This window comes from Planomicrobium okeanokoites (genome assembly GCF_003428875.1).
Lineage (GTDB): Bacteria > Bacillota > Bacilli > Bacillales_A > Planococcaceae > Planococcus > Planococcus okeanokoites.
The window spans coordinates 35,222-57,642 of sequence record NZ_QQRS01000010.1; the positions used below are offsets into that span (position 1 = coordinate 35,222).

Below are 22,421 nucleotides of genomic sequence, written 5' to 3' on the forward strand. Positions count from 1 at the left end.
ATGTTATTGTGAACTTCAAAAAAATTTCACTCGGCTTAGGTTAATATCTGCTTTTCATCAGGCGAAGGGAATTGAGCACGACGATTAACGTAGCTCCCATGTCCGCAAAGATGGCCATCCAAAGTGTCAGCCAGCCTGGAATGATTAACAATAATGCCAGTACTTTTAACCCTAATGCAAAGGCAACGTTCTGATAAATAATTTTCAATGTTTTTCTGCTGAGGCCGATGGTGTAAGGCAGTTTATTCAAGTCATCTGCCATAAGGGCAATATCAGCGGTTTCGAGTGCTGTATCCGTGCCGGCGCCTCCCATGGCAATGCCTACCGTAGAACTAGCTAATGCAGGGGCGTCATTCACTCCATCACCGACCATCGCGACTTTGCCGAACTGCTCACGGAGTGATTTGATGGTTGCCAATTTATCTTCCGGCATCAAATCTGATTTGACATCTGTTAAATTGAGCTGTTTTCCGATGGCGTTTGCAGCAAGTTGATTGTCGCCTGTCAACATGACTGTCTTTTGAATACCCAAATCGTAAAGTTTTTGAATGATTGTGGAACTGCTTGACCTGATTTGGTCTGCTACTGCAATATAGCCCTTAACTTCATCTCTTGATCCCAACAGCATAACTGTTTTGCCGACAGCCTGAAGAGCTTCCACTTCTTTTTGAATGTCACTGGACATCTTCAAGGTTTCTGTAAAAAGATTCGGACTGCCGATATAGTAAGTTTGATTATGAATCTCTGCTTTTGCACCTTTTCCGGTAATCGATTGGAAATTCTCCACTTCGGTTAAATTGATATTGGATTTTTCTGCTTTGCGCAAGATAGCAGAAGCTAAGGGGTGCTGAGACAATTTTTCGATAGATGCTGCGGTTTCCAAAACTTCATCAACACTCATATCCGACAAGGAGATGATGTCAGTGACTTCAGGTGTTCCTTGTGTAAGTGTCCCGGTTTTATCAAAAGCAATGACATTTAAACGGCCGGTTTCTTCCAAATGAATGCCGCCTTTGATCAAAACACCATTTCTTGCAGCATTTCCGATCGCTGTTACAATCGCTACAGGCGTCGAAATGACGAGAGCACAAGGGCAGCCTACTACCAACACCGCAAGACCACGGTAAATCCATTCACTCCATTCACCGCCAAAAAGAAGAGGAGGGAGCACGGCAACCAACATCGAAATTACTAATATAGCAGGTGTATAATATTTTGCGAATTTATCCACGAATTGTTGGGAAGGTGCACGTTCTGCCTGTGCTTCCTCCACTAAATGAATAATCTTGGCGATAGTAGTATCTTCAGATTTTTTCGTTACCCGTACTTCCAATGCGCCTTCTTCATTGAGCGTGCCGGCAAACACTTCATCGCCGATTGCTTTATGGACAGGAACGGACTCCCCGGTGATGGCTGCTTGATTGATCGAGGAAGCGCCTTTGGCCACTTCTCCATCCATCGCCAGTTTCTGGCCGGGTTTGATGACCATAATGTCGCCGATTTGAATATCGTCCACATCAACTTCCAATTCTTGTGCCCCGCGTCTAATGATGGCTGTATTGGGGGCGATGTCCATGAGTGAGCGGATAGAATTCCTTGCCTTGTCCATCGAATATGTTTCCAAAGCTTCGCTGATGGCAAACAAAAAAACAACTACTGCACCTTCGCCCCATTCGCCAATTGCGGCTGCCCCGATCACGGCGATAGTCATCAACGTGGTCATGTCGAATTGGAGTGTTGCCAGATTTTTGAACCCTTCTTTAAAAAGGCTGAAGCCTCCAATTAGAATCGCCAAAGCGAAAAGTCCGATGGTCATTGCATGCTCTTCACCAACTTGAACGGAAGAAATATATCCGAATATGAGAAAAAGAAGCGAAACGAATGTTGTTTGATTTTCTCTCTTTTTCCAAAAAGGGTCTTTTTTTTCGATAATTCGTTGTTTTTCGGGATACACCCGAATGCCGTCGAAAGATCCTGCTCGTTCCAATTGTTCGATTGAAGCTTCACCGGCAACTGTGATTTTTGAAGCACCAAAGTTCAGTTTTACATCTTCGACTGTCGGAATTTCACGGATGTTTTTTTCGAATTTAGCGGCACAGTTTGTACAGGACAGGTTTTGCAGTTGATAAACATTTTGATTTTCGCTCATTTGTACCGATCCTCCTCAGCGTGTTCAAATGCAATTCGGACTAATTGATGTACGTGTTCGTCGGTAAGCGAATAGAAAACCAGCTTGCCTCTCTTCTCATAGTCCGCCAACCCCATATTCCGCAAGTAGCGAAGATGATGAGAAGCAGTAGCGGTGGTCGTTCCCAAAATATTTGCTACATCGCACACACATAGTTCCGGTTCCAGTGTTAGCGCGTAAGCGATTTTTAAACGTGTTGCATCGGAAAGGGCCTTGAAAATTAGTTCTGCCCCTCGAATACCGACAAGTTTAGGCTGAACTCTTTCAATTACTTCTTCGTCATAACAAAAGGTTTGGCAAGTTTCTGGAGACTTATTAATTTCAATTTCATTCATTAGTATCCACCTCATTCAAATGGTCATTTGATTATATTCAGTGTAGGAAAAATTCATTGCTTTGTCAATTCTAATATTCAAAGCATTGTTTTAATGTTAATCGATACTTGTTAAAATGAATGAGGCAAAGAAATTACTGTGAACATTGAATGACGTTATAGTCTGGTGCGTAATCATTAGAGAAGGGAGTACGAAAATGAAGAAAATCCTATTGTTAACGCTATTTGTTTTATTGCTATCGTCTACTGTCGTTTCCGCCCACACAGCATTGGAAGCGAGTTCACCCGCTGACGGAGAGGTAATGACTGAGGAACCGCGAGAAATTATACTGGAATTCAACACCCCTCTGGAGGAAGCGAGCTCTTTTACAGTAGAAAATGCTGAAGGAGAGGAAATTCCTTTTGGCATTACGCTTGAGGAACAAAAAATGATCGGAACACTAGGGGCTGCCATGGCAGATGGTGAGTATACCGTTAACTGGAAAATCATTGGAGCTGACGGACATCCGATTGAAGGGGCATATGCTTTTACGGTGAAGACGGCGGAAGAAACGTTTCCTGCGGAAGAGAATGAGGAGACAGTAGAGTCTGGCTCTGAAGATCCGGTGAAAGAAACTACGTCTCTGTTTGAGGAACAGTCAATTGATCAAGAAGAGTCCTCTGAAGCGCCGTATGTGATGGTGATTGTGCTAATGGTATTGGCGGTGATTGCCGGGGGGACATTGATGTGGGCAGCGAAGAGAAGAGGGAATTAAATGATTTGGATTTATACAACCGAAATGCTTCTCTACCTTTGTTTTTCGATTTTAATGGGTTCTTTGCTGATTCACCTGGTTCCTGACCACCAGAAACCGGAACTGAAAATCAGCAAACGTGTTCTGCAGATTTCCATTTTGGGAATCGTTTTCTTGTCAGTGGCGCCTGTCATCCGACTGATTTTATTTTTATATGAAGATATAGGATTAATGCTGACCATTCAAAATGTCATCGGGGAGTTCGAGGTAGGACAAGCCTGGTCGATCACGTTGATTCTTTCAATCTTCTTCTATCTTTTTATATCTGTTACTCCTGTATTTGAAAAGAAAGGTTTCATCGGAATCTCTCTTCTTTTCACTTTAGGACTTCTTATGGCTTTGGGATGGGGAAGCCATGCCGCTTCCTTAACAGACTGGAGTGGGTTTGTTTTTCATACATTGCATTTTACAGCCGTGACTGTGTGGATGGGAATTCTGCTTACAGTGAGTTGGTTTTCAATTTCGTCCCAGAACTGGCTGCCGTTTCTTAAGTGGTTTACACCAGTCGCTCTTATTTGCCTGACGGTCATCGGCGCAAGCGGAATTTTCATTATGACATTGGCCGTTGAGGTAGTGGAGTACCAGGATGCTTGGATGATGCCTTATGGTCAAGCAATTTTGATTAAACATTTGTTGGTCATCCCACTTTTGCTGTTTGCTTTTATAAACGGTATCCTAATCAGACGGAAGTTGCAGCGTGGTGACGAAATAAATCCAATACCATGGGCAAAAGCGGAAAGCCTGACCCTTCTCTTTATCTTTGCAGCAACAGGAGTATTGGGCCAACAAGAGCCTCCTCACTCTATCGAAGCATATTTGAAAGGGAACGGGGCATCTAAGCTTTTTGAATATTTACATGGAGGTCCAATTGATCCTGCCATGCACCTGCAATTCGATTTCAATTTGCTGGGACTGTTTTTTTTGATGCTGGGGTTTGCTTTCGGTGCGCTTGTCATTTATTGTTTTAAGCAAAAAGCGCCTGCCTATCTTTCGGTGTTGATGGGGTTATTCTGTGTTTTAGCGTTCCATGTAGGTTTAATGACGAGCATTCAATAAGTAACCAACTACAGAAAAGAGGATGAAAATGGAAAAGAAAAATAATAACAAGACATCAGGGATGAAATTGGCGGTTCTGGCGACCGTTTTAGTTTTAGGAATTATTGCTGTAATCGTAGTTGTAATGAATCAGCAAGAAACACCAGCTTTGGAAACAGCGCAGATTGATATAAGCAGCCAGCCAACTCTTGGTGAAAGTGATGCACCTGTGACTGTTGTTGAATTTGGCGACTTTAAATGTCCATCCTGCAAAGCTTGGGGAGAAACAGTTTATCCCCAACTAGTAGAGGACTATGTCAATACAGGAGAAGTGAAATTTGCTTATATCAACGTCTTCTTCCACGGAAATGAATCAATTTTAGGTTCTTTGGCTGCGGAATCTGTTTTCGAGCATAGTCCGGAAGCATATTGGGAGTTCCATAAAGCATTATACGAAGCACAACCGGTCGTGGACCATGACGCCGCTTGGATCACGCCAGAAAAAGTGTTGGAAGTGGCATCTGCATTTCCTGCCATTGATCAAACACAGCTGCAAGAAGACATGAAACAAGTTGCGCAGCAAGAAGAACTTGAAGCGGATGAAGCGTTAGTGGAGGAAGCTGGAGTTACTCAAACCCCCACCATTGTGATCAATGGTCAACAACTCGAAGATCCGTTCGACTACGACGCCATAAAAGCCTTAATTGAGCAGGAATTGGCGGGTGAAGAATAATGGAAGAAACACAGACGGAATCTCGAATAAGTAGTCTGTTGCTTTACGGGGCATGGTTTGTCTCACTGATTGCCATGCTTGGCAGTCTGTATTTCAGTGAAATCGAGGGCTTTATCCCTTGTGAACTTTGTTGGTATCAACGGATTTCCATGTATCCATTAGTTTTAATTCTAGGTATCGCCACATTTAAAAACGATTTGCAAGTGCCGCGATATGTTTTGCCTTTGTCTCTTTTAGGGGGAAGTATCTCTGTCCTGCATTATTTGGAACAAAAGGTCCCTGGATTTGGAGGGATCAAACCTTGTGTTAATGGCGTTCCGTGCAGTTCCGAATATATCAACTGGATGGGTTTCATTACTATTCCATTTTTGGCTCTGATTGCGTTTGTATTAATCACGATTGCTATGCTGATACTGGCGCTTAAAAAAACAGATGCTTGATTTTTCAATTGCTTTAAATCATTGTTTCGTTTAACTGTGTTGGTGAACAAGGGACGATTAGCCAAACTTATAAAAAAATATCCTAGGGTTAATATGGAAGGAGGCAGGAAAAGTACAATTTACTGCTTGGAGGAGAGATATGAGACACCGTTTTGCTTTATATACGGCTTACATGACCGTATTCGCCCTAATTTTAGGGAATTTAGTTGTGGCAACAAATGCTGGTGATGCATGTGGAACAGACTGGCCGATATGCAACGGAAAAATTATTCCCGATTTTACCCAATATAAAGTACTGATTGAATATTCCCATCGCGTATTTACCAGCTTATTGGGTTTCGTAATCCTGCTTAATTTTATAGTTGCATGGAAAAGAAGACACCCAAAAGAATCTTCAGTTAAAGTATGGGCGCTACTCACAATGATCCTACTGCTAGTCCAGTCACTGGTTGGCGCGCTGAATGTAGTGTGGGGAACGCCACCCGGTTTTACCACAATAGACGTGACCATCAGTCTGTTTCTGTTAATGAGCACTGTTTTTTTAACAACAGCGTTACAGCGTACGCGCATCCGCTCAGATGAAAAAGCCCGAGCAGAAAACAGCCGCTATCGCATCCTAATTACACCGGCGTTTTTGGCGTTCAGTCTGTTTTTCCTGGAAATCATTGTAGGAGCTTTCTTCAAACACAGTGGAGCCAGCAAAATTTTGCACAACATCGCTGCCAACGAATTACTGATAAGTTCGGCTTCCCTCTCGCAATTCATTTACAATGTCCATGGAATAAGCAATGCAATCATCCTGATTAGCGCAGCGTATTTGCTGTTCTGGTCCGTCCGTCGCCGAGTACTTGTTAAAGAGTCGGTTTCATTTTTTGTGCTCCTGGTTTTAAATGGGGTAACAGGCTACTTAACACAAATCTCAGGACTTGAAGAATGGACTTCTTCTTTGCATATGATTATTGTCATTGTAACCGTGTTTCAAGGGGCATATCTACTTTCAAAATCTTATTTTGGTCCCTATTATATAGCTAAGTTAGCGGCGGACGGAATTTAAGAGTGCAATTAACATATTTATTTGCAAGTAACAGTAGAGCATACGTTTCGGCACCGTCATCAATCCTATCCAGCTCAATGTGGAACGATAGGCACAATTAATACACTGGAGGTGTCCGCATGGCAGAAGTCAGTTTACTCCTCGCTTTCGGCGCAGGACTTTTATCGTTCATCTCTCCTTGTTCCCTTCCCTTGTACCCGGCTTTTCTATCCTATATTACCGGGGTGTCAGTCAATGACCTAAAAGCTGGAAAGGGAATGATGAGGAGCACGGCTTTGATTCACACTATTTTATTTTTATTCGGGTTTTCCATCATTTTTTTAGCATTGGGCTTGTCAACGTCACTTATTGGAAACTTTTTCTTGGAATATCAAGTCCTTTTACGACAGCTTGGCGCCATTTTGATGGTGTTTTTCGGTTTGGTCTTAACCGGGATTTTAAAATTCGATTTTCTGCTTTCGGATAAGAAGTTTCAATTTCAGAAAAGGCCATCCGGATACGTGGGTTCTGTCTTGATCGGCATCGGTTTCGCAGCTGGATGGACGCCGTGTACCGGTCCCATACTGGCGGGCGTGATTGCGCTAGGTGTCGCAGATCCGGACCGGGGACTTCTCTACATGCTATTTTATGTCCTCGGGTTTTCGATCCCTTTTCTCCTGATGTCATTATTTATTGAGAAAATGAGCTTCTTAAAGAAAAGAAGTGCTCTTTTCATGTCAGTTGGCGGGGCACTGATGATTCTAATGGGTGTTTTACTCTACTTTGATATGATGACTGAAATTATTAATTTCCTATCGCAGTTTACGGGTGGATTCACTGGGTTCTAATAAATCAGCAAGATTAATTAAGAAAAAGGAGGTTTCGAATACATGGCTACAAAAAAGAAGAATCGTTTATTCATGAGGACAGCCATTCTGCTTGTCATGGTAGGCGCTATTGCTTTTACCATCTATAACGGGGTGATAAAGGAGAAAAATGAATTGCTGCAAGTTGGCGATCAGGCACCAGATTTTGCACTGACTGATTTGAACGGGGATCGGCATCAGCTGTCTGATTATAAAGGCCAAGGGGTGTTTGTGAACTTTTGGGGGACTTGGTGCAAACCGTGTGAGAAAGAGTTTCCACTGATGGACAGACAGTATCAAGTTTACAAAGATCAAGGTGTACAGATACTGGCCGTCAACATTGCTCAGTCGGATTATGAAGTAAGGCAATATGCGGAACAGCGGAATCTGACGTTTCCCATTGTCATCGATAAGGATAAAAGCGTGATGGAAGCTTACAACATTCGCCCTCTTCCTACTACGATTCTGGTTAATCCCGAAGGGAAGATAACGAAAATCATTACCGGGGAGATGTCTGAAGAGGATATTGTCAGCTACATGGAAGAAATCAAACCCGAATAAGGAGATTTTTAGGATGGAAAACTTGCAGTGCCAATGTGGTCATGTAAATCCGCTGGGTACAAAGCTTTGCGAATCGTGCGGGCGGTCTTTGACTGATAAAGAACAAAACAGCAAATTGGTGGATATGCGCTATGAAGGAACGGCTAGACGTTCACAAACCTATAACAAATCCATCATCGACAAAATCTGGAACTTCTTTTCAAGCGTGAAAGTGGGCGTCAGTATTATTGTTATCCTGCTGGTTGCAGCGGCCCTTGGCACAATCCTCCCGCAACAAGCTTTTGTTCCAGCAAATACAGAAGCGACTATCAAAGCATATTATGCCGATACTTATGGCAGCGTTGGCCGCGTCTATCATTTTCTCGGTTTTCACGACTTATACAGTTCCTATTGGTTTATCGCATTAGTCGGGATGTTGGCGATTTCGTTGGTGATTGCCAGCTTAGACCGTTTTGTTCCTCTTTATAACTCGTTGAAAAATCAACGAGTTCTGCGCCATCCCAGCTTTATGGAAAAACAGCGCGTCTATGCGCAGGGGCCTGGAGCTGACGATACACTGCAAAAAACCGAGGCAAAATTGAAGGAATTGAAGTACAAAGTCCGAACGGATAAAAACGGGCTTTTAGCAGAAAAAGGGCGTTTCTCCAGATGGGGACCATATGTCAATCATATCGGTTTGATCATTTTTCTCGTCGGCGTCATGTTGCGGATGATCCCCGGTTTTTATGTCGATGAAACACTATGGATCCGGGAAGGGGAAACACGAGCCATTCCCGAAGTGCCGGGATACAGCTTGGAAAATGTAAAGTTTGCACTGGAAACGTATACGGGTGAAGGCGAAGAAGCCAGATTCGGTGAAGCCCTCGACCGTGTGGGAACGGTCGCGAAAAACTACCAGACAGATATCGTGCTGTATCAAGCGCCGAATAACAGTTTGCCAGGGGAAACTGATAACTTGGAAGTTGTCAAGGAGTATCCTATCCGTGTAAACCAGCCATTAAAGTTTGATGGCTATGCCATATATCAAATGGATTACAAACTGAATGAACTAAAAACCATGACGTTCGCGCTGACAGACCAAGAAACGGAGGAATCGCTGGGTGAGTTGACCATTGATTTGATCGATCCAAATGAAAGCTACGAATTGAAGAATGGATCGACAGTAAAACTGCTCGGTTATTATCCGAATTTCTCCGGATTTGAAAACGGTGAGCCGCAAACGGCAAGCCCGCTGCCAGACAATCCAGGTTTTCTTGTGAAGATGACCACACCAGCAACGCCGCAAGGGGAAACCAGTTTCATCACCATCCAAAACACCATCGAGCCTTTCGGACCCAATCAATATAAATTGACTTTTCAAAACGCTGAGATGCGCAACGTTTCAGGATTGACGGTCCGTAAAGACAGCACTCTCCCAATCCTGGGTCTTGGAGGCTTGATTTTTATGATAGGGGTAGCACAGGGGATGTACTTTAACCACCGACGTTTCTGGTTGCAACAAACCGACAGCGGCGACATTCTGCTTGCTGGACATACTAACAAAAACTGGTTCGGCTTGAAGAAAGATCTCGATCAAGTTTCTGCATATGCATCACTCCCTGCTTATACCGACCAGCAGGAAGAAACGGAAAAGGAAGGTGAACCGCAATCATGACATTAACCGCCATCAGTTCGAATTTACTGTATATCGCTTTCTTTGCGTATTTGATTGCCACATTCGTATTTGGAGGAGCTGTTAAAGGCAATAAAAAAGGGTCGTTCAACTCGGAACAGCGCTGGGGAAAAGTAGCGATTACCATCACCGTGATCGGCTTTCTTGCACATTTAGGTTATTTTTTCACCCGCTGGGTGGTGTCTGGACATGCACCTCTCAGCAATATGTTTGAATTTACGACAGCGTTCGGCATGACGCTTGTAGGAGGATTCATCATTCTTTATTCCCTTTATAAAACACCCGTTTTAGGAATGGTTGTATTGCCGGTTGCCTTGCTGATTATTGCGTATGCAAGCATGTTCCCGAATGAGATCAGTCCTTTGATTCCCGCGCTTCAAACAAACTGGCTGGCGATTCATGTCAGCACGGTTGTCATTGCGGAAGGGATATTGGCGATGAGTGCAGCAGCGGGGTTAATTTACTTGCTTAAAGTGGTTGATTTGTCGAAAAAGTCAAAGCAGCGATTTTGGCTGGAAGGGATTCTGTATTTTTTAGTGCTAGTAGTTGGATTTGTGATTTCAAGTTCTTACTTCACCCTGACAAATTATGAAACCACCTTTCAATATGTCAACAAAGATGGACAAGAAGCCACAATCATTTATAACATGCCCCCTATTTTTGGTATGAATGAATCGGTTCCATTGACAGAAGACACCATGACACCACTAGCTGAAACCCCACCGTTAGTAGATGCTAGTAAACTGACGACCGTCACTTGGTCTTTATTAGTTGGAACTGTTTTATATGTGTTAATTAGATTGATTGTCCGCCGGAGAATAGTGCAGCTCATTCAACCACTAATGAAAAGTGTTAATATTCAATTGATGGATGAAATTAATTACCGCGCAGTGATTATCGGCTTTCCGATATTTACTTTAGGGGCGCTGGTCTTTGCGATGATTTGGGCCCAAATCACCTGGTCTCGATTCTGGGGGTGGGATCCGAAAGAAGTCTGGGCGTTGGTTACTTGGTTATTCTATGCAGCATATCTGCATTTACGTCTCGGGAAAGGATGGCAAGGTGAAAAATCAGCCTGGTTGGGTGTAATCGGTTTTGCGATTATTATGTTCAATTTAATAGTTGTCAACTTAATCATTGCTGGATTGCACTCCTACGCATAAAAAGGCATCCTAAGAGTTCTTTTTGCTGTGATTTATGAGTTAAGAACGACTTTGGGGTCGGTTCGAGAAGCTTTCATTGGTTTACGAGCAATTCTTAAAGGAAAGTGATCAAGCAGCAGAAATCTCTCCTTATATTTGTTCATTCAATGCTCAAATATAAGGAGGTTTCTCTCTTCTTTCGCATGCTATAGTCGAGAACTAGTAACCATGCAGAAAACCGAGGTGAAAAACGTGTTCAGAAAGTTTGTGATTTTATTATTTGTCGTATTTTTCATGGTGCTGCTTATTTTTACAGCCGTCATGTTTTTGCAAAATGAAATCGAAGTTTTTTCGAATGAAGATGTGACCTTAGCAATTGAAAAGCCTATGTTCATCAACTTAAGCGAGCCAGCAGTTAATGAAAAAGGCAGTGATAAGACGGCTGTCTATGATTTATCTTTGCTTGGCTTGAATATCGGAACTTATAGACTTGTCGAGCGGACACTTGAAAACGGCACATCTCTCATTTTTGAAGAAATTGAAAATACCGGATGGATTCCATACGTGCTATCCTTGAATGTCAAAAATCTGGCTGAGGCAGACTTCAAGTCATGGAATCCGGAAACTGCGGCAAGCCTGGACGAGGAAATCTACGGCCCGGACCCGACAACAAATCCTTATGGAGTCTTTACTAGAGAAAATACAGAAATTCTGCAGGGGAATGTCTTCGTTTCAAGTAATCTACAGCTGGAAAACGGTGAATGGATACAGGAACTTCGACACGAAATCCCTGAATTCACTTTAGAGGAAGGCGATTTAGCTAAAAATTACTGGCTGCCGCCAAAACATCAGAGCCAAACCTGGATGATGGTCGCACAGGAACCATTGTTTGAAACGGAAGAAGCGGAAGATGAGTGGATCATGTTTTCACTTGAAAACCGCCTGGCCCAGTTAAACTGGTTGACGCCTAAAGGGCCATTCGTTAAACTTCCATTGACCGACGATCCTCGTACACAATTAGCCTATGGCTATATAACAAAACGGACGGCAGATTTAAGTTCCATCGAATGGAATGAAACCTCGCCTTCCCTGTTCTTTGAATCCATGATTTTGAATTCAGAAATCTACTTGCAGCCATAATCCAAAACCCGCTGAAGTATCGAATTCAGCGGGTTTTGGATTATACACTGATGAATTGGCCATCCGATGTCAACAATCAATTCCTATTCGTTACGAAGTCTTTCGAGTTCCTGTAACTCCTTAGAGCCGCAAGGGCTCGGAATTATGAAATTAATTCAATTAATATCCATGTGCCAGCAGGTGAGAACACTAAATTGCTGTGGACAAACAGTATCAAGTATACAAGGACCAAGGTTTGCAGATACTGGCTGTTAACATTGCCCAATCGGATTATGAAGTGAGGCAATATGCGGAACAGCGTAATCTGACGTTTCCCATTGTCATCGATAAGGATAAAAGCGTGATGGAAGCTCACAACATTTGCCCCCTTCCTATCATGATTTTGACCAATTCAGAGGGGGAAATCATAAAAATCATTACAGGTGAAATGTCCGACCAGGATATTGCAAGCTACATGGAACAGACAAAACCGAGCTGTTCCGAGGAGAATTCCTAAAAGCATTATGGGGTCCGAGCTTTTGAAGAATTGATGCAAAGGGAAAAATAGAAAAAATATTTTTCTTGAGGATGGAATAGGTTAACAGAAATAGTGATGGCAGGTGTGAAAAATATGAAAACGAAAATCAGGAAAAGAAAGCGAAACGGTGCAAATAGGCAATTCGTTGCTTTTGGGTCGGTTATTGCTATCTTATCTATATTGGTAATCTTTGCATTGATGCTAGTTTCCGGAAAAGCGGACGATAGTCCTTTGAAGAAGTTTGCTCAACAAATGTTCGAACCGGAAATACCAAAGGAAAACATCCCTCTTTACAAGGAGGCTGCTAATGCATACGATATCCCTTGGACCTTATTGGCTGCACACCATCGCGTGGAAACCAAATTCTCTGCCATGGATCCTCTTTTGTCACCAGTCGGTGCGGAAGGGCATATGCAATTTATGCCATGTACATTTGTCGGATGGAGTCATCCGACCTGCAAGGATTTGGGGAAGGGCAACATAAGCGAAAGTGAAAAAACGGATCCTGCTATCATTCAGGAATATGGCGGGTACGGAGTGGATGGCAATAAGGACGGGATAGCAGATCCGTATGATCTGCAAGATGCATTATACAGTGCAGCTAATTATTTATCCCAGCATGGCGCCTCTGAAGGGGATCTGGAGCAGGCGATCTCCACCTATAATCACAGTGATGAGTATTTGAAAGACGTACTCTTCTATTACTATAAATACGAAGAACAGTATTAAAAAGAATAAACAGCTTCACAATTATGTTAAATGCAGGACAATACAAAAAGGGCAGATGTGCTGGAGCCAGCCATCTGTCCTCTTTGTATTGCTAATATTAATCGCCAGGCAAAAGTTCACCGTTTTCTTTATCATAGAACCGCAATAAATCTCCCGCAATAATCGATTCCGAGTACTGCAGTTCTGTAAGAGCCTGTTCGATGTAAGGCGCACATAACTGTTTATCAACCTCTTCAGCAGTACCATTCTCATAACAAATATTTTCTGCAAAGACGTATTGATCAGTTACAAAGCGTCCATCGCGAAAGATAACAAATTCCTCTCGCTCTTCTGAAAACAAATCATCGCCGAACTGCAAATCTGTCGAAGTATCGATGCCCATCAAGCTAAGGATTGTCGGACGCATATCGATTTGACCGCCAATTTCTTCATTGATACCGCCTTTCCCTGAACCGGGAATGTGGACGAAAAATGGTACCCGTTGCAGCTTGGCAGACTCATAAGGTGTAATTTCCTTGCCCATGTATTGGGCCATGGCTTCGTTATGATTTTCTGAAATCCCATAATGGTCACCATACATTACAATGACGGAATTTTCATAAAGCCCATTTTCTTTCAACTCCTCGAACAAGGACTTAACAGCCTCATCCAAGTAACGGACTGTTTGGAAATAGCGGTTCAACGTCCCCGAATTCGAGTCAAACGCATCAATCATCTTATCTTCTTCGTCCAGCGTAAATGGGTAATGGTTAGTCAAGGTAATTAAGCGGCTGTAGAAAGGCTCCTGCATTTCAGTCATATTCGCAACAGATTGTTCAAAGAAAGGAATATCCTTCAAGCCCCAGTTGACGGCTTGGCCTTTTTCTACAGTAAAGCTGTCCAAATCTAAAAATTCATCGATGCTCAGTGAGTCATACATCATGTCACGATTCCAGAAACTTTTCGTATTCGCGTGTTGCACACTGGTGGAATAGCCCTTGCTTCCAAGCTTTTCAGCCATGGAATTAAATGTATTTCCACTATGAGTGAAGAATACGGCACCGCCGCTTCGAGGATACAAGGACGTTTCCAGCAGAAATTCGGAATCTGAAGTTTTCCCAAGCCCAGTTTGATGATAGAAGTTTGGGAAATAAATAGTGTCTTCATCTTCGGTCAATTCATTCAAGAAAGGTGTGATGGTTTGTCCGTTCATTTCATTATTGATCGGAAACGACTGCATGGATTCCAAGGCTACTATAATCAGGTTTTTTCCTTCGGCTATACCCGACATTTCAGCTGACGGAGCTATTTGATTGCTGCGTATATAATTATTCACCTCTACCAGATCCGAACTCTCAGCAAATGTTCGCTGTACCTGTGAACGGGACTGGATAAAAAGATCGTAAAGATGATAATTGTACATCCCTAAATTCTTCACCAGCATTTCTCTGTCAAAACTGCGTGTCAGAAGTTGTGGCCTTTCCGTTTCAGCCAGGCCCAAGTTCAAGAAAAGGACAGCGGCAGATAAGATGAAATAGACCTTACGCTGAACCACAGAGGATTCTGTGTCCGGGCTGTTTATTCGAATAAATTTGATGGCCAGCACCAATGCGATGACATCGACGAAATAAAATACATCGGTAATATAAATGCTGGCTGCTGTACTTGCACCAAGATCCCCAAAGTTGTCTGTCTGAAAGAGCACAGGCAATGTGATAAAGTCAGTGAAAAACCGATAAAAAACGACATTTGCATACAAAACAACAGAAGTAAGAAGAGTTGCAATGAATAAATAAAGGTTTTTATTTTTCGCACTTTTTAAAAATAGGGACAGTCCATAAAAAAATAACAATAAACTTAAAGGACTCAAAAAAAGGATGAGTTCCTGAAGAGGATTATCGATTGGAATTGAAAAACTGGTTTTATAAATTGTGTAAGTTTTGAACCAGGTTGCAACGATAGCGATTGCCAAGATTGAATGCTTTGGCCATTCTTTTTTAAACATGAAAATTCTCCTTTGTAATTCTGCCGGGAAAGAGTTTCTCGATTTTCAGTTAATGATGAAAGTCTTGAGACTTCTGGCAGGCATTTTGCGCCAGACTAGTAACTCAAGGTAACATTCCTTGTTTAATAAATTGTTTTTAGCGTAACATAAATACAACGAAAAATCGTTTCCAACAGGTTCTTAGCCAAATGGATTTTTATTGTTAATATACTTTTATAAATGACTAAGCAATAAAGGGAGGAGCCTGTTTCAAAACTGACGATCATAAAATCCAGCCGGAATAAGCTTCTCATATACGATATAAAGAAAAAGTATTTGAATCGACTATTGAAGTAGGAGAATCGTTGATACCTCCCCACGCTTCCATTGACACAGGTAATCTTCTACATTTTATAACTTAGTGTTATTTCAAACGCTACGAAAAACCGAAGTATTAACTTGCATTCTACTTTGATGAAAAATTAGAATTAAAACCGATTTATCTATTGAGTAAAATGCGGTTCATTCTTCTTAAGAATTCTTTAAATCTCTATAGAAAAATTGAGTGCTAATGTTATATCCGGTTTTTTACGGGTAGGAAATGGTAAGGAGTAAAATATAAAGAAGGGGGAGTGGAAATAATAAACTCATTTATTAAAAAAGCTTTCCTTATTTATATCCTGTTTCTTTTCACAACTCTCAGCGGCAGCCCAATTCTGGCGACCGATTCTTCACCCTCAGAAGGGGAACTGGCTTTCCAGCAAATGAAAGAACAAATTTCCGAAAAAACTGTTCAGCGGGAAACTGCATTTGAAGAAGAAACTTTGAATAAAGACTTTTCCGTTCATTCGTTCCAGCCTGCAAGGGAAGATACAGAGGAAAAACAACCTGGCGTCACACCAGCACTGATTGAAATACCGGCAATCGATGCACGTGCAACAGTGGTTCCGGTCGGCCAAACTGCAGACGGCAAAATGGAAGCACCGAAAAGCATTTATGAAATTGGGTGGTATGAGCCTGGAATAAGACCAGGCGATAATGGCAATGCTGTTTTGGCTGGTCATGTAGATGGCTTTTCCCAGCCTGGAACTTTTTATGATTTGAAAAAATTAGAACCGGGAGATGAAATCTATATCACTGGAACAGATGGCAGACTGCTTATTTTTAGAGTCCTGGAAAAGCAATCATATACGCCTCAAGATGCACCAATCCAAGAAATATTTGGCGGCAGTTCAGAATCTCATTTAAACCTAATCACTTGTACAGGCGTTTTTGATGAAAGCACAGGTGAGTACGAGGAACGGTTGGTTATTTATACAGATTTGGTTGAAAGTTAGCGAGGGCGAACTCCAATAGACTCTAAAGGCACCTAAAAACAATATTCATTTGAAGAATGCATTTATTTACCGATGGATTCTGTTGTGTGATGACGAATTTAGACATGAGGTATTCATTTCAATTATCAGTGGTGATGAGAAAGCTGGTTGATTTAATAGCATATCATTCGAGATGGAAAATTATTAAGAAAATTTTCAGTTTACGTATAACAGCTTATTAGAAGTAGCAGAATTACTATTGGCAAAAAACAAAGATGCAAAACAGTGTGAACGGAGCCTCATTTTTTGGAAAGTTTATAAAAAAGGTATCTCGCAAGGGCACTGAAAACTATATGAAAAAGCATCGAATTTCATTCTTAGAGATTCGGTGCTTTTATGTTATATACCGGTTCTAAATTTAGTGTAGAACCAAAAAATAGGCTGCTTGGCTCCCAAGAAATTTGGGGCGCAAGCAGCCTAAAAATGGGGTTTTATGTTTTCCCAATTATGTCTGATAGTTAGTAGGTTATAGTGGGAAATTTATTCTCTTTAACCCCCTTTTCTTGCTTCAACCATTATGTCGGTGATAAGCCATCTCTTTTCGGTCCTTTAAAACTTGGGCGGTAATTTCATCTGCATTTTCGTTTTCATTGCGCAGCCATTCATAAAATACCAGCCATATAAACACGGTAAAAACCAACTCTTGTATAATCTTCATCGTAATGCCACCGGTCCGCTGATCTTCAATTAAAGACATGGAAGAGAATAGCTCAGGACCAGATAAGTTTAATTGGGACAAAGTACCAATTGGTACGCATAAAGTCATTGCCTGTAGCCATAAATCTGCATCGCTGTATGTTGCATAAAATGGTGAATCACTGAAGATGATCAATGCACACGCCGGTGTCATCAAAACGCTTAAGGCGAAAAGGAAACCGAGTTTTTTCAGTCCATGAAATTTGTGCATGCCTTCCAATTTGTTGACCAATGGCCACCAATAGAAAATCGCGAGTATGAAAAGTGTCCCGTTCATTAACGAATGGAGCAATATGTCCTGTTTTACAAAATCGAATACCAGGGGTAAATGATATACCGAAAAGAAAATCCCGAACAATAATAAAGCAAGCATCGGTTTTGTGAAGAACAGAAATAGCGGTTTGATAATCGGCAAATCGATAAACCATCTCCATAGCCACGTTGGAATCCCCATAATCAATAGGGGTGGTACCAGAAGCAGTAACAGCGCCATCTGAACCATGTGCATCGTGAACATGATGTGGCCGAGCAGATCAATCGGTGAGCCTTTTATAATATATAACAAAACCATCCCTGAAACGAACAGCAGAGCTTCTTTCTGATGTAAAGGTTCACTGTCTTTAAATTTCCCCCGCCATTTGATCGTGATAAAAAAATAAAAGACCGTAATCAAGACAAGGACTCCTAAGTAAGACGGACTCCATAAAGCCTGAAATCCGAAAATACTGATTGGCATGTCAAACATACCTCCTTTTCCTCAAGTATCCTTATTATAAAGCGGAAGCAACGGTATATCAATGAACGAATCATGACGTTCCCAGTGGATGCCTGTTTTTTAGATACTACTTTGATTCCCTCTTTTTCGTGAAAGTCTAAAGCGAGCTTTGAAAATGGATATAGATTTTCAAATTGTAGCTGAGGGGACTAGTGGGGAGGACATTCTTCCTTTGTACAATCACGATCGACCTGACGCTGTTCTGATGAGGGTAAATCAGCCGATTGAAAATGGGATCCATGCAGGAACTTCTTCAGCATTTTCCGTTTCCAAAAGTACTCATCTTTTCGATCGTTGATGATTTTTCTTGCGTTGCTCAAGCGATCAAGGGTGTGGCCTCGGGTTACCTGCTCAAGGAAATGGATTCAACTTCAATAGGCATTGCAATTAAAACAGTTGTCAATGGAAGATTTTACTTGCATCCAAAGGCTACAAAGGACTTTTTGGCCGAGTTTAGTAAACTGGGCGTAAATGAGAACGGGGGTAACTTCCTTAAGGCAGAGGTCCAGCGTCCGTATCATTTACTCACGGCCCGGGAATCAGGAGTTTTGCAGCTGCTGGCAGATGGCCACAGCAACCGATCTTTAAGCGAAGCATAAGAAATCAGCGAAAAGACGGTTAAGAATCATGTATCCTCTATTTTGAAGAAGATGAAGCTTCAAGATCGGACACAAGCAATTGTAATGACGTTAAAAATGGGTGAGTAGAGGGAATATAATGCTTTTACTAGGCAGGACTTCAAAACGTGAGCTTTGAAATAGGCGAAGCGATTTGATGTTCTTTTTTTTTGCTGTTATTAATTACAACAATTGTTGTATAATAAGTTCAATACTTACTAATCGTTACGAAATGGGTGATCGGAATGAAGACATATAGGTTGGAACAACTGTTTGAAATTCTAAAAGAGAATAAAGTCACCACAAATAAGGAAAGTGTCCGTCGCTGGCTACGGGAAGGGAAAATCTCCGGGATCAAAGGCGCCGGTCCAAAGAAGAATAGCTGGCAAGTGACCGAGGAAGAACTGCAGCGTTTCTTGAGCGAACGGGTGCCGGCCTCCATCCAAGAAAAAACAGAATATATTGCAACAAATGTTGTAATATCAGAAGCTGAGAAAGAGCGATTACGCGAAGAGGGCAGAAATGACGTTCTGAACCGGTTGGCAGCCAGACATATCTGGGAAGGTCGTTTTGTATTTAAAAAGAAATGGGTCAATGAATGCCTGGATCACCAAAGGATGACAAATAAATCAACACGGTCTTATATTCTGAATCGAATGTTGCAGCACAAGCAGGGTTATGCGGCTCCTGGTGTCTTGTATATGTTGGACACGTTTAATTTTGAAGGGATCAAACTTAAAATGAATGACAGTTTCAGCGCACTCGATGAAAAGATTACGTTCGCCCTGATCGAATACCTGCGAAAAGAGTATATTGATCCAACCAGAAGAAAAGCTGAAACGGAATAATTGGTGGCTGACGTGTAGCCTTTCAAACAGGTAAAGACCTCCTTGATTATCATCATGGAGGTCTTTACTTAAGGATTTGAACGTATTTTAATTTTCGGCAGTAGCTTTATCAATTTCCTGATTTAACACTTCCAGATCCTTTAGCTTTTCTTTGTATTGATTTTCAAAATCAACTCCTGCATACATGGTTTCCGGATTGTTTTTTAAGCGCTCGATTTTCGTTTCAATCATCTCGGTGATATGCATAGGTAAAACTCCTTTCGATTTATAAGGATTTCTTTAATAATCAAGTTTAAGGCGCACTTTCATCGCTTGAATAACAACTCGGTTGAATTCTTCCCCAAACTGAAAATCCAAACTAACCGGATCTCCTCTGAATAAGCTAAGTCCGATCCGAACTAATTGGCTCGTAGAGCCTGTCAAACCTGCCGCAGAGGGAACACGCATTTTTTTCTCTTCATCGTATGTGCTCAGTGAAATCAAAGGGCCAAATTCGGCGGTTTTTAAGTCAAGCAAGTAATAGATGTCAGGAACACTCGCGATGTAAATGCTTGACCGGTAATGGATATCGGTCTGCTTTTTTCCATAGAAATTTGCCAGTGCATCAAAGTTTTTCTGATGTTTTTCATCAACGAAATACAATCATTTTCCTCCTTTATGTTCGGGATTCAATTTTTCCTCTTTTCGGAGCACAAACGATAAGGCGTCCAGACGGCCGGTCATGTCATCTTCAGGACAGTACTTTTCCAAGACCAGCAACAGTTTGTCGAGTTCCTGTTCAGTGAACCCGAGGAAAATTCGGTGGTTTTCGATTTTTTCAAATTGAATCAATGGTTTCATCCTCTTTCCATGAATCAATCATTCATTGAATAACGTGGATCTGGCCATCTTCCGTAATTTCGACTGACTGATAGCTGAAGAGGAAATCCATATCCGAAACACGTTCCCCATTTTGGGATTTCTTTATGCCATCCTGATAAGCTTGGTCATCGAGCACCAAATGGTAAAAGTACGTTTTCACGCCGTCCAAAATACGGGAGTTCGTCATCATGAATCGGTTTCCATATTGGTTTTTAAAATAGTCGCGTGCTTCCTCATGGTTTGAAAAATGCGGCAGTTCAGCTTCAGCACTTCTGGTGATTTTCATATCCTCACACTCTTTCCTGATTTGTTTTTTGAATTTCTCTTATATTCAGAATCGCAGAGATGACATCTTCTGTAAATCAATAAAATGAATCCGTTCCGGGATCTTTCATTTTTTTAAATGAAACCGGAAAGGCAATCGGACTTTACGGACCCATTTCTTGTTTTCGACCAATTGTTTTCGGCAGTCTGCGGAAAACAGTCCTTTCTTTTGAATCAAGTAAGGGGCGTGCCCCTTACTTGATGGATTTTTTAGAAATAGCCTTTTTCTTTTAAGGAAATGCCACCTTCATTTCCGACAATCACGTGGTCGAGTAATTCGATTCCGAGTATCTCGCCGCATTCCTCAAGTCGTTTTGAAACTGCGATATCTTCCATGCTCGGGGACGGGTCAAAGCTCGGATGATTGTGCGCAACGATGATGCTTTTTCCGTTATTCAGGATGGCGCTTTTGAAAATTTCTCTTGGTGCCGCAATGGAAGCGTTGATTGAGCCAGTATGGCAGCGGTGAACGGCTGTCACTTTGTTTTTAGTGTTCAGAACGAGAACAAGAAACACCTCTCTGTCTTCATCCCCTATCAGCTGGCGTACGGCTTCAATGACTCTTTGTGGACTGCTTGCGGTTACTTCCTTCATGAACTGGTATTTCTCCTCAACCTCTAGCACTTCTTGTTTGATTCTGATGACCTCGATTAGTTTTTTCATTTTGCATGTCTCCTTTTCCGTTGATTTTTGGTTTTGGATTCCGAAGCAATTGTCTTCCCAAAGGGGAAGATTTTTCCCTTTTGGTAGTAGAAACGTAAGACTCACATAAAAAACCGTCCATCGAACGTGAAATATCGCAACGCAGTGAGAATATGTCGCGAAAGTCGATTGACGGTTTTTTAAGGCTCTTAGCCAAAAACAGGCTGGTGCAGGTTTCCGGACTGTTTTTGGCTTAGTGCCTTTGTGATGTATTAAGGTTCGGATTCCAAAAGGAAAAATCGAATTTCAATAGCAAAGCTTGCTTTGCTTTCCTCTTGGCTTTTAATTTTTCGGTTTTGACTTTCCATTGTCGTGGGGCCGTGAAGAACTCGCCAGGAACTTAGAAGCTGTTGGCCGTTTTGCACGGCTTACAGCTTCTGGTTATCGGCGGGTTTAGGTCACAGCGAGATGCCCTGAATTGTTCGGATCCGTCGTTTAGGAGCCGTACAAATTAGGAGCAGACCTTCAGGCAATCCCAAGTCCTTTTCGCTCTATTGGATTAAAAAGAGATATTTTGTACATGCCACCAGCTGATACACGAAGTCTTGAAAACAAAAAACCCCCAGCCATCACTTGAAAGCAAGCGAGAACTGAGGTTTGTAGACGATAGAAGCAGGAAACGACCATCTTGTTGGATGAGAGAACAGGATGAGGCCTTCTTTCCGCTTATCTATTCCGGTTATGTTTGGTTTTGTTCATGTAATTCCTCCGGATCAGCCGATGAAGCGGATCTTTTACACGACTTTGAATGGTTTCCGACACGTAAGCAGCGTCGATCGGCATCAATCTTTCCGCTTTTCGTTCTTCATTTAATTGCTCGGTCACTTGCTTGATGCTTCCCGTATAAGCGTAGAGTTTAATGATTTGTTCCTGTACACTCTGCGCTTCATAGGTTTCAGCGAGAAAAACGTATTTCTATAAAAATTCGATTTCTTCTTTCGCTTTGCTGACAGTCGGTAAAAGTTTCATGCGAGTCTCCATTCCACCAAAATCTGGCTTTTTTTCTTAGTATAGCCGAACTGATTCAAAAGTAGTGTAAAAAGTTTTGAATATTCTTTTAAATAAACAAAAAAAC

Annotated in this window: 24 protein-coding genes and 1 pseudogene; 15 read left to right on the top strand and 10 right to left on the bottom strand. The window is 41.9% G+C overall.

The window, feature by feature from the left end; genetic code table 11:
• Positions 1–40 precede the first annotated feature (40 nt).
• Together D2910_RS14775 and D2910_RS14780 are read right to left on the bottom strand one after the other, a co-directional pair.
• On the bottom strand, positions 41–2,149 hold the full coding sequence (locus D2910_RS14775) for a heavy metal translocating P-type ATPase (protein ID WP_117314061.1): 2,109 nt from the start codon (positions 2,147–2,149) through the stop codon (positions 41–43).
• A complete protein-coding gene (locus tag D2910_RS14780) occupies positions 2,146–2,523 on the bottom strand; it encodes an ArsR/SmtB family transcription factor (RefSeq protein WP_101803385.1) in 378 nt (125 codons plus the stop codon). The genes D2910_RS14775 and D2910_RS14780 overlap by 4 nt, the downstream gene beginning before the upstream one ends.
• A gap of 196 nt (positions 2,524–2,719) precedes the next feature.
• On the opposite strand from D2910_RS14780, the gene D2910_RS14785 reads away from it, so the two are divergent.
• The 12 genes from D2910_RS14785 (at position 2,720) to D2910_RS14840 (ending at position 13,184) form a co-directional block, all read left to right on the top strand.
• On the top strand, positions 2,720–3,277 hold the full coding sequence (locus D2910_RS14785; protein ID WP_117314062.1) for a copper resistance CopC family protein: 558 nt from the start codon (positions 2,720–2,722) through the stop codon (positions 3,275–3,277).
• Positions 3,278–4,372: a copper resistance D family protein gene (locus tag D2910_RS14790; protein WP_101803387.1), complete on the top strand. Its 1,095-nt coding sequence runs from the start codon at positions 3,278–3,280 to the stop codon at positions 4,370–4,372.
• Positions 4,373–4,400: 28 nt separating this feature from the next.
• The gene (locus tag D2910_RS14795) at positions 4,401–5,084 is read left to right on the top strand and encodes a DsbA family protein (RefSeq protein WP_101803388.1); all 684 of its coding nucleotides are present in this window, start codon (positions 4,401–4,403) and stop codon (positions 5,082–5,084) included.
• On the top strand, positions 5,084–5,524 hold the full coding sequence (locus D2910_RS14800; RefSeq protein ID WP_101803389.1) for a disulfide oxidoreductase: 441 nt from the start codon (positions 5,084–5,086) through the stop codon (positions 5,522–5,524). The genes D2910_RS14795 and D2910_RS14800 overlap by 1 nt, the downstream gene beginning before the upstream one ends.
• 139 nt (positions 5,525–5,663) lie before the next feature.
• Positions 5,664–6,578 carry a COX15/CtaA family protein gene (locus D2910_RS14805; RefSeq protein WP_101803390.1) on the top strand — a complete coding sequence of 305 codons (915 nt, stop codon included), beginning with the start codon at positions 5,664–5,666 and terminating at the stop codon, positions 6,576–6,578.
• Between the two features lie 119 nt (positions 6,579–6,697).
• Positions 6,698–7,405, top strand: a complete 708-nt coding sequence (locus tag D2910_RS14810; protein ID WP_101803391.1) for a cytochrome c biogenesis CcdA family protein — start codon at positions 6,698–6,700, stop codon at positions 7,403–7,405.
• A 42-nt stretch (positions 7,406–7,447) separates the two neighbouring features.
• Complete coding sequence (resA, locus tag D2910_RS14815) at positions 7,448–7,984, top strand: thiol-disulfide oxidoreductase ResA (RefSeq protein ID WP_101803392.1); 537 nt, start codon at positions 7,448–7,450, stop codon at positions 7,982–7,984.
• 13 nt (positions 7,985–7,997) lie between these two features.
• Entirely contained in the window at positions 7,998–9,638 is a 1,641-nt protein-coding gene (gene resB, locus D2910_RS14820; protein WP_101803393.1) for a cytochrome c biogenesis protein ResB, read from the top strand.
• Positions 9,635–10,819 (top strand): c-type cytochrome biogenesis protein CcsB, encoded by a 1,185-nt coding sequence (gene ccsB, locus D2910_RS14825; RefSeq protein WP_101803394.1) that lies wholly within the window; start codon positions 9,635–9,637, stop codon positions 10,817–10,819. Before resB ends, ccsB begins: the two co-directional genes overlap by 4 nt.
• Positions 10,820–11,026: 207 nt before the next feature.
• Positions 11,027–11,938 carry a hypothetical protein gene (locus D2910_RS14830; protein ID WP_240633630.1) on the top strand — a complete coding sequence of 304 codons (912 nt, stop codon included), beginning with the start codon at positions 11,027–11,029 and terminating at the stop codon, positions 11,936–11,938.
• Between the two features lie 199 nt (positions 11,939–12,137).
• A complete protein-coding gene (locus D2910_RS14835; protein WP_233208657.1) occupies positions 12,138–12,434 on the top strand; it encodes a redoxin domain-containing protein in 297 nt (98 codons plus the stop codon).
• Between the two features lie 114 nt (positions 12,435–12,548).
• Complete coding sequence (locus tag D2910_RS14840; RefSeq protein WP_101803423.1) at positions 12,549–13,184, top strand: lytic transglycosylase domain-containing protein; 636 nt, start codon at positions 12,549–12,551, stop codon at positions 13,182–13,184.
• 97 nt (positions 13,185–13,281) lie between these two features.
• On the opposite strand, the gene D2910_RS14845 is transcribed toward D2910_RS14840, so the two are convergent.
• A complete protein-coding gene (locus D2910_RS14845; RefSeq protein ID WP_117314063.1) occupies positions 13,282–15,168 on the bottom strand; it encodes an LTA synthase family protein in 1,887 nt (628 codons plus the stop codon).
• Between the two features lie 743 nt (positions 15,169–15,911).
• Between D2910_RS14845 and D2910_RS14850 the strand changes: the two genes are divergently transcribed.
• Positions 15,912–16,484: a class F sortase gene (locus D2910_RS14850; protein ID WP_240633631.1), complete on the top strand. Its 573-nt coding sequence runs from the start codon at positions 15,912–15,914 to the stop codon at positions 16,482–16,484.
• Positions 16,485–17,031: 547 nt separating this feature from the next.
• Here D2910_RS14850 and ctaG read toward each other — a convergent pair.
• Positions 17,032–17,955: a cytochrome c oxidase assembly factor CtaG gene (gene ctaG, locus D2910_RS14855; protein WP_117314064.1), complete on the bottom strand. Its 924-nt coding sequence runs from the start codon at positions 17,953–17,955 to the stop codon at positions 17,032–17,034.
• Positions 17,956–18,103: 148 nt separating this feature from the next.
• Here ctaG and D2910_RS14860 point away from each other — a divergent pair.
• Together D2910_RS14860 and D2910_RS14865 are read left to right on the top strand one after the other, a co-directional pair.
• Positions 18,104–18,701 (top strand): annotated as a pseudogene (locus D2910_RS14860) (LuxR C-terminal-related transcriptional regulator).
• 170 nt (positions 18,702–18,871) lie between these two features.
• Complete coding sequence (locus D2910_RS14865) at positions 18,872–19,459, top strand: hypothetical protein (RefSeq protein WP_117314065.1); 588 nt, start codon at positions 18,872–18,874, stop codon at positions 19,457–19,459.
• An 87-nt stretch (positions 19,460–19,546) separates the two neighbouring features.
• On the opposite strand, the gene D2910_RS16965 is transcribed toward D2910_RS14865, so the two are convergent.
• From D2910_RS16965 to D2910_RS16970, 6 genes are all read right to left on the bottom strand, one after another.
• Positions 19,547–19,705: a hypothetical protein gene (locus D2910_RS16965; protein ID WP_165850194.1), complete on the bottom strand. Its 159-nt coding sequence runs from the start codon at positions 19,703–19,705 to the stop codon at positions 19,547–19,549.
• Between the two features lie 33 nt (positions 19,706–19,738).
• Positions 19,739–20,101, bottom strand: coding sequence for a hypothetical protein (locus tag D2910_RS14870; RefSeq protein ID WP_117314066.1), 363 nt, complete (start codon positions 20,099–20,101; stop codon positions 19,739–19,741).
• Positions 20,102–20,290, bottom strand: coding sequence for a hypothetical protein (locus D2910_RS14875; protein WP_117314067.1), 189 nt, complete (start codon positions 20,288–20,290; stop codon positions 20,102–20,104).
• Between the two features lie 31 nt (positions 20,291–20,321).
• Positions 20,322–20,606 carry a hypothetical protein gene (locus tag D2910_RS14880; RefSeq protein ID WP_117314068.1) on the bottom strand — a complete coding sequence of 95 codons (285 nt, stop codon included), beginning with the start codon at positions 20,604–20,606 and terminating at the stop codon, positions 20,322–20,324.
• 248 nt (positions 20,607–20,854) lie between these two features.
• The gene (locus D2910_RS14885) at positions 20,855–21,307 is read right to left on the bottom strand and encodes a JAB domain-containing protein (RefSeq protein WP_117314069.1); all 453 of its coding nucleotides are present in this window, start codon (positions 21,305–21,307) and stop codon (positions 20,855–20,857) included.
• A 705-nt stretch (positions 21,308–22,012) separates the two neighbouring features.
• The gene (locus D2910_RS16970) at positions 22,013–22,171 is read right to left on the bottom strand and encodes a hypothetical protein (protein ID WP_165850195.1); all 159 of its coding nucleotides are present in this window, start codon (positions 22,169–22,171) and stop codon (positions 22,013–22,015) included.
• Between the last annotated feature and the right edge of the window lie 250 nt (positions 22,172–22,421).